Annotated in this window: 7 protein-coding genes; 3 read left to right on the top strand and 4 right to left on the bottom strand. The window is 63.9% G+C overall.

Annotated elements, in window-relative coordinates; genetic code table 11:
• Nucleotides 1–49: 49 nt before the first annotated feature.
• The 4 genes from clpA to K678_RS11000 form a co-directional block, all read right to left on the bottom strand.
• Nucleotides 50–2,350 carry an ATP-dependent Clp protease ATP-binding subunit ClpA gene (clpA, locus tag K678_RS11015; protein ID WP_021132525.1) on the bottom strand — a complete coding sequence of 767 codons (2,301 nt, stop codon included), beginning with the start codon at nt 2,348–2,350 and terminating at the stop codon, nt 50–52.
• Nucleotides 2,351–2,390: 40 nt separating this feature from the next.
• Nucleotides 2,391–2,723 (bottom strand): ATP-dependent Clp protease adapter ClpS, encoded by a 333-nt coding sequence (gene clpS / locus K678_RS11010; protein WP_021132524.1) that lies wholly within the window; start codon nt 2,721–2,723, stop codon nt 2,391–2,393.
• Nucleotides 2,724–2,880: 157 nt separating this feature from the next.
• Entirely contained in the window at nt 2,881–3,543 is a 663-nt protein-coding gene (locus K678_RS11005; protein WP_021132523.1) for a phasin family protein, read from the bottom strand.
• A gap of 128 nt (nt 3,544–3,671) precedes the next feature.
• A complete protein-coding gene (locus tag K678_RS11000) occupies nt 3,672–4,337 on the bottom strand; it encodes a hypothetical protein (protein WP_021132522.1) in 666 nt (221 codons plus the stop codon).
• 203 nt (nt 4,338–4,540) lie between these two features.
• Here K678_RS11000 and K678_RS10995 point away from each other — a divergent pair, with 203 nt between their 5' ends.
• The 3 genes from K678_RS10995 to map all read left to right on the top strand — a co-directional run bounded on the left by K678_RS10995 (nt 4,541) and on the right by map (nt 7,815).
• Entirely contained in the window at nt 4,541–5,833 is a 1,293-nt protein-coding gene (locus tag K678_RS10995; RefSeq protein ID WP_231376249.1) for a D-alanyl-D-alanine carboxypeptidase family protein, read from the top strand.
• A gap of 240 nt (nt 5,834–6,073) precedes the next feature.
• Complete coding sequence (locus tag K678_RS10990; protein ID WP_021132520.1) at nt 6,074–6,880, top strand: methyltransferase domain-containing protein; 807 nt, start codon at nt 6,074–6,076, stop codon at nt 6,878–6,880.
• Nucleotides 6,881–7,011: 131 nt separating this feature from the next.
• Nucleotides 7,012–7,815, top strand: a complete 804-nt coding sequence (gene map / locus K678_RS10985) for a type I methionyl aminopeptidase (protein ID WP_021132519.1) — start codon at nt 7,012–7,014, stop codon at nt 7,813–7,815.
• Nucleotides 7,816–7,943 lie beyond the last annotated feature (128 nt).

The following is a 7,943-nucleotide window of genomic DNA, read 5'->3' as shown; positions in this document are numbered from 1 at the left end:
AGGCCACGGCGCAAAACGCCGTGGCCTTGATGTTAACAGACGGAGCCGGTTAATCGACCAGTTCGGGTTCCGCCGGCTTTTCCGCACGGGGCGAGCCCGCGACGATATCGAACGCCAGTCCGCCATCGGGGCCGATCGTAATGCGGACGGTTCCACCCTTGGCCAGCCGACCGAACAGCAATTCCTCGGCCAGCGGCTTCTTGATGTGCTCCTGAATGACGCGGGACAGCGGCCGGGCCCCGTAATTGTGGTCGTATCCCTTGCGCGACAGCCAGGCACGAGCCTCGTCGGACAGTTCGATCAGGACGTCGCGGTCGCCCAACTGGGTTTCCAACTGCATGATGAACTTATCGACGACCTGACTGACGATCTCGGGCGACAGATTGGCGAAGGGGATGATCGCGTCGAGACGGTTGCGGAATTCCGGGGTGAACATCCGGTTGATCGCCTCGCCATCGTCGCCCTGGCGGCTTTCACGACCGAAGCCCAGCGCCGCCTTGGCCAGATCGGCCGCCCCGGCATTGGTGGTCATGATCAAGATCACGTTGCGGAAGTCGATAATCTTGCCGTTATGGTCGGTCAGGCGGCCGTGATCCATCACCTGCAACAAGATGTTGAACAGGTCGGGATGGGCCTTTTCGATCTCGTCGAGCAGCAGCACGCAATGGGGATGCTGGTCGATCGCATCGGTGAGCAGACCGCCCTGATCGAACCCGACATAGCCGGGCGGCGCGCCGATCAGCCGCGACACCGAATGGCGTTCCATATATTCCGACATGTCGAAGCGAGTCAGCTCGATCCCCATGATGCGGGCGAGCTGACGGGCGACTTCGGTCTTGCCGACGCCGGTCGGGCCGCTGAACAGATAGCAGCCGATCGGCTTTTCCGGCTCGCGCAAACCGGCGCGGGCCAGCTTGATCGCCGAAGCGAGCGAGTCGATCGCCTTGTCCTGACCGAACACCAGGGTCTTGAGATCGCGATCGAGCGACTTCAGCGCCTCCATATCGTCGAGCGAGACCGATTTCGGCGGGATGCGGGCGATCTTGGCAACGATCTCCTCGATATCGCGGACGGTCACGGTCTTGCGCCGCTTCGATTCGGGCAACAGCATCCGCGACGCGCCGACCTCGTCGATGACGTCGATCGCCTTGTCAGGCAGCTTACGGTCGGTGATGTATTTTGCCGACAGCTCGACCGCCGCCTTGATCGCGTCGGGGGCATAGCGGACCTTGTGATGGCTTTCGTAATAGGTCTTGATGCCGTTCAGAATTTTGATCGCATCGGCGACGCTGGGTTCGTTGACGTCGATCTTCTGGAAGCGGCGGACCAGGGCGCGGTCCTTCTCGAAATGGGTGCGGTATTCCTTATAGGTGGTCGAGCCGATGCAGCGCAGCGACCCCGCCGCCAGAGCCGGTTTCAGCAGGTTCGAGGCATCCATCGACCCGCCCGAAGTGGCACCCGCCCCGATCACGGTGTGGATTTCGTCGATGAACATGATCGCGCCGTCGTAATTCTCCAGCTCGGTGACGACCGCCTTCAGCCGCTCCTCGAAATCACCGCGATAGCGGGTTCCGGCCAGCAGCGCCCCCATGTCGAGCGAGAAGATGGTGGCCGAGCGCAGCACCTCGGGCACCTCGCCATTGACGATGCGCCGGGCCAGACCTTCGGCGATCGCGGTCTTGCCGACGCCGGGATCGCCGACATAAAGCGGATTGTTCTTCGACCGTCGGCAGAGAATCTGGATCGTCCGCTCGATTTCCGCTTCGCGGCCGATCAGCGGGTCGATCTTGCCGTCGGTAGCCTTCTGGTTGAGGTTGACGCAATAGGCGGTCAGGGCCTCGATGCCCTTTTTGACCACCTTTTCGGCGGCAACATCCTCGTCCACGCCCTGGACGGGTCGGCTTTGCCCCCGGCCGGGGGCCTTGGCGACGCCGTGGCTGATGTAATTGACGGCGTCGAGCCGGGTCATTTCCTGAATCTGGAGGAAATAGACGGCGTGGCTCTCGCGCTCGGAGAACAAGGCGACCAGGACGTTAGCCCCGGTCACTTCCTCGCGCCCCGAGGATTGGACATGGATCGCGGCGCGCTGGACCACCCGCTGGAACCCGGCGGTGGGCTTGGGATCGCTGCCACGGGGACCGACCAACTCGGACAGACTGGTGTCGAGGAAGTCGGTGAGGTCGCTGCGCAGCTTCTCGACGGAGACGTTACAGGCCCGCAACACCGCAACGGCGTCCAGATCCTCGGTCAGCGACAGCAGCAGATGTTCCAGCGTGGCGTATTCGTGACGACGCTCGGAGGCGTGAGACAGAGCGCGGTGCAGGCTTTGCTCAAGGTTGCGCGACAGCATGGGCCGATCCTTCCTGGCAGGGAGTGGCCGGCGGGCCGGACTACTCCTTCTCGATCGTACATTGCAGCGGATGCTGATTTTGGCGCGCCAGATCCATGACCTGGGTTACCTTGGTCTCCGCCACCTCATATGTGTACACACCGCAGATACCGACCCCCCGGGTATGGACGTTGAGCATGATGCGCGTTGCCTCTTCGCGGTTCTTCGAAAAGAACTGCTCCAGCACTTGAATGACGAACTCCATCGGAGTGTAATCGTCATTCAGCATCAAGACTTTGTACATCGACGGCTTGCGGGTTCTGGGTCGGGTCTTGATGACCACGCCGGTCTGCCCGCCGTCTCCGTTGCGCCTGTCGTTGCCGTCCTCGCTCATAGCCTCCCCGGTGCGGTAATCACGAATTCCGTACTCCTATCATATTGGGTCGCATCGCCGAACGAAAAGGCCCCTTGTGCGGAAAGCATCGCATGAAAAAGGCCCGGCAAGGTATCCCCCCGCCGGGCCGTGCGGTTCAACCCCCAGACGGATGGGGTCAGGCGGCGCGAACCAGGCGGTCGATCGCGGCATTGACCCGCTCGTTGATCGGGGCGACGGCCTCTTCGATCAGCCGCACCGAATCGCCGGACAGGCGGGTGCTTTCCTCGGCGACACGGTCGAAGCCCACGCGGGTCAGTCCGGCCTGGGCCTCGATCAGGTCCTGAAGGGTGCGCGCCTCCAGCAGGGCCTTCGACGCGGCGACGTTATCCTCGATCACCACCTGGGTCAGCCCCAGCAGCGAGCGGCTGAGATCTTGCAGACCCTTGGTGAGGATCGTTCCGGCCTTGACCAGAGCTTCGACGGTATCGCGATTGAAGGCAACCGCGTCTTCATAGCCCTGATAGACCGCCCCATGCGCCTTGACGGCGGCGGCGACCTGATCGCGGCCGAGGTCGAGCGCCTTGTCATAGCTTTTGGCGGCGACGTCGGTCGACACCTTGACCACCGATTCGATCGTTTCCTTGCCGACGACAACCGCCTCGCCCAGGCTTTTGACCGCTTCGGCTTGAACGGCGGAGATCGCCTCGGCCACCGGCGCGACGCCCGGCGCAGCCGCAGGGGCGGCGGCAGCAGGCGACTTCGCGGCCTTGGGGGCGGAGGCGGCAGGATTGCTCACGGGGCCCTCGTCATTGGCCGACTTGGCTTTCACGGTGGTCATGCTTCCCTCCCTCGAACGGACATGGTGCGACCGCACCAAGGCGGCCGATGCTGCATTGCAGCATCGGGGCACTATCGCGCAAGAGTCGTAAGTCTGTCAACGTCTCTTTCGCAGATGCAGCATCGCGTTTAGCGCACCCGTCCGTCGCGGCCGACGCTGATCAGGAAGGGCGCGGCGACGCCACGGCGGACATCTTCCTCCCATTGCAGGTCGAGGGTCTGATCGGCCGGCGGGCGCACCCCGTCGCGGTTGGGATCAAGGGCGAACAGCACAGCGGGGAACCGGGCGGCGGCAAAGGAATCCGACGGCCAGCGCCAGCCGGTAAAGGTGAAGCGCCCGGCATGGCAGGTCGCCGCCGCCCAGTAATAGCCGTGCGAGGGCAGATCAAGCCCCACCGCCGGGGGGCCGAAGCCACCGGCCTCGGCCAGGGCGGAATCGAGATCCCGCCGCGCCGGGTCGGACAGCGCGACGCGGGTCTCGACCGCGCGCCAGGGCGCCAGGACATCGTCCGAGGTCAGGCCGGTCAAATTACCGGGGCCGATCACCCGGATGCGCAGGTCGCGAGACGCGCCCTGCCATTCATAGATGCGGACCTGTTCGCCCCACACCGCGTTATAGACCAGCCGCGCCTGATCGGGCGCTCCGACTACGCACGCCGCCTGGATGTCGTCGCCGCCGACAAAGGAATACCACTGCACCTTTCTCGTGAAAGGATTGCCGATGTCGCCGCCATCATAAGCACAGCCCGCCAGCGATATGATCAAGGCAAGGCAAAAGCCAAAACGGTACGTCATCCTTGTGCACTCCACGCGGGGAATTCGCCGCCTGGGCGGCGGGGAAACCGTGCCAGAAAAATAGCAGCCCGCCAAGCTGGACAGCTATTGCTAAATTCTTTAAGGTTTTGCCGCTATTGTCCGCATTTCATCACGCTGAATGACAGGTCGAGACCTTGCAATCGAGACGCCAAGGGGCTTTCCCTTTTCTTCGCCCCGCCCTGTTGGGACTCGTCGCAATCTTCCTGCTCGCGGCCTCGCCGGCCTGGGCGGGTAAATACGCGTCGATCGTGATTGATGCCGGATCGGGCAAAGTCCTGCACGCCGCCAATCCCGATGTCCGCAGCTATCCCGCCTCGCTGACCAAGGTGATGACCCTGTTCCTGCTGTTTGACGAGCTGGAATCCGGGCGGATGCATCTCGATACGATGTTGCCGGTATCGGCCCACGCCGCCGCCCAGGCCCCGTCGAAGCTGGGGCTGCGCCCGGGCGAGACGATCTCGGTCCGCGATGTCATTCTTGCCCTGGTGACGAAGTCGGCCAATGACGCCGCCGTCGTCGCCGCCGAGGGGATCGGCGGCACCGAAAGCGAATTTGCCCAGATGATGACCCGCAAGGCCCAGACGCTGGGGATGAACCGCACCGTCTATCGCAACGCCTCGGGCCTGCCCAATCCGGGGCAGATGTCGACGGTGCGCGATCAGGCTGTCCTGGCCCGCGCTTTGATCAATCGCCACGCCGGTCCCTATCACTATTTCTCGACCCGTCAATTCGTCTGGAAAGGCCAGACCATCAGCACCCATAACCGGCTGATGCTGCGCTATCCCGGCGCCGACGGGATCAAGACCGGCTATATCCAGGCGTCGGGCTTCAATCTGATTTCTTCGGCCCGGCGCGACGACCAGCGCATCATCGGTGTCGTGTTCGGCGGCACCTCGGGCACCTCGCGCGACAATCATATGAAAGAGCTGCTCGACCGCGGCTTTGCCCGGATCAAAAGCGGGGAAACCGTCGAAGTCGCCGCAGCGCCCTCCGCCGACGACCGGTCTGACCTCGACGATCTGGTTGCCGCCGCCCATGCCGCCGGAGCCGCCGGTGTGGCAAAGGCCGCCGCCGCCAAGCCGACCAAGGCCCAGGCCAAGGCCCACGCCAAGGCGGTCAAAACCGCCCACGCCAAGGTTACCAAGACCGCCCATTTCAAGGTCGCCGCCGCCAAGCCCGCTCACGGCAAGGCCCGCAAAGGCCGCGAGGATATGGGCGATTCCGATCTGTCATCCTGGACCATCCAGGTGGGCGCGTTCAAAGACTACCGCCCGGCGCAGCAGGCCGCCGCCCAGGCCGCCCGCACCCTGGGACATCTCGCCGCCAAGGGCTCGATCGACATCAACAAGATGAAGGGCCACAAGCCGATGTACCGCGCCCGTCTGGCCGGTCTCAACGAGAGCCAGGCCCGCGCCGCCTGCAAGCGCCTCGGCAAGGCCGGACAAAGCTGTAAGCTGATCGGCCCCGACATTTAATCGACTGGGTTTTGACGGTATTTCACCGTCTTCTCTCATCTTTATATCAACATCGCCCCTCTCTTTCCCGTCATGCGCGGGCTTGATCCGCGCATCCCTGATTGCGGGATAAATCCTTGATATGAAAGGCTTGGTTCGGCCCCACCCTGATGGCCGTGTCAAGCACGGCCATCAGGGTGGGGCAAGGCGCGGAATGACCCGCCTCTTTTCTCGATGCCCCGCTCATGCGATAACCCAGCGATGCATATCTTTGATCGCCTGTCGGTGCGGCGTAACCGCGACCGCGCCGCCGCCATCTTTTCCAATCACGATTTCATGGTGTCCGAAGTGGCGGAGCGGCTGGCCGACCGGCTGGACGACATCACCCGCCCCTTCCCCACCGCGCTTGATCTCGGCTGCCACAGCGGCGAGATCGCCGCCGCCCTTCAGGGGCGCGGCGGGATCGAGACCCTGATTCAGTGCGACCTGTCGCCGAAGATGGCCGCCCGCGCCGCCGCCAACGGTCACCCCACCCTGACCGCGGACGAGGAATGGCTGCCCTTTGCCCCGGCCAGTTTCGATCTGGTGCTGTCCTGCCTGTCGCTGCATCTGGTCAATGACCTGCCCGGCACCCTGCTCCAGATTCGCCGGATTCTGAAACCGGGCGGCTTGCTGCTGGCGGCACTGCCCGGTGCGGGCACCCTGGCCGAGTTGCGCCAGTCGCTGATCGAGGCCGAACTGGACGTGGAAAGCGGGGCCAGCCCCCGCGTCGCCCCGTTTGCCGACATCAAGACCCTGGGGGCGCTGTTGCCCCGCGCCGGGTTCATCGACCCGGTCGCCGATGCCGAAACCATTTCGGTGCGCTATGGCGATCCGTTCCGTCTGTTTGCCGATCTGCGTGGGATGGGCGAGGCCAACGCCCACACCGGACGCCGCCGTTCGCTGTCGCGCCGCGCCACCCTGCTGGGCGCGGTCGAGACCTATCGCCGCAGCTTCGCCGGAGAGGATGGCCGCGTTCCGGCAACGTTGGAGCTGATTACCCTGACCGGATGGGTCCCCGATCTGTGACAAGATCGCGACTCCGCACTGCCGGGATGAGAGGCGACGAAGCCGTCACGATCTGATATATCCTGATTCTACCCTAGGCCGGGATGCGGTACTCTCTTTCCCCGGCGCGGACGGACGGACGCGAACGCACGATGGAACGCAAAGACAGGGACTCGTCCCGCATCCATATCTACGGCCCCGCCGATTTCGAATCGATGCGCCGGGCCGGGCAATTGGCCGCTGAAACGCTGGATTTCATCGGCCCCTATGTCGTTCCCGGCGTCACGACCGAAGAACTGGACCGGCTGTGCGCCGCCTTCATCATCGAACGCGGTGCCGTCAACGCCCCGCTGGGCTATCGCGGCTATCCAAAGTCGCTGTGCACCTCGGTCAACCATGTCGTTTGCCACGGCATCCCCTGCGACAAGCGGTTGGAAGAGGGCGATATCGTCAATATCGACGTCACCCCGATTCTGGATGGCTGGCACGGCGATTCGAACCGGATGTATTACGTCGGCAAGGTAGGCGTCAAAGCGCGCAAACTGGTCGAAGTCACCTATGAAGCGCTGATGCGGGCGATCGACGTGGTGCGGCCCGGCGCGACGCTGGGCGATATCGGCCACGCGATCCAGAGCTTCGTTGAAAAGCATCGCTTCTCGGTCGTCCGCGATTTCTGCGGCCACGGCGTCGGGCGCAATTTCCACGAACCGCCGAACATCATGCATTACGGCCGTCCGGGCGAAGGGCTGGCCCTGGTCGAGGGGATGATCTTCACGATCGAGCCGATGATCAATGCCGGTCGCCCCGGAACCAAGATTCTGGCCGATGGCTGGACGGCAGTGACCAAGGACAAGTCGCTGTCGGCCCAGTTCGAGCATTCGATCGGCGTCACCGCCACCGGCTGCGAAATCTTTACCCTGTCACCCTCGGGGCGCCATTATCCCATCGCCCCCTAACGGAACGACGAAGTGTGACCGGGTTAACAGATAATCTTTCCCTCTGGCGTATATCTCTCGTGTTGAGAGCCGATTTCAGGCCGCAGCGGCGGGGACCCCTCCCCCACCGCGCGGAACTCCCGGCCGGA

Origin of the sequence: Magnetospirillum fulvum MGU-K5, assembly GCF_000442515.1 — a bacterium.
Taxonomy (GTDB): domain Bacteria; phylum Pseudomonadota; class Alphaproteobacteria; order Rhodospirillales; family Magnetospirillaceae; genus Phaeospirillum; species Phaeospirillum fulvum_B.
Note: the sequence above shows the minus strand (reverse complement) of the source record. Positions and strands in the feature narration are given on the sequence as shown.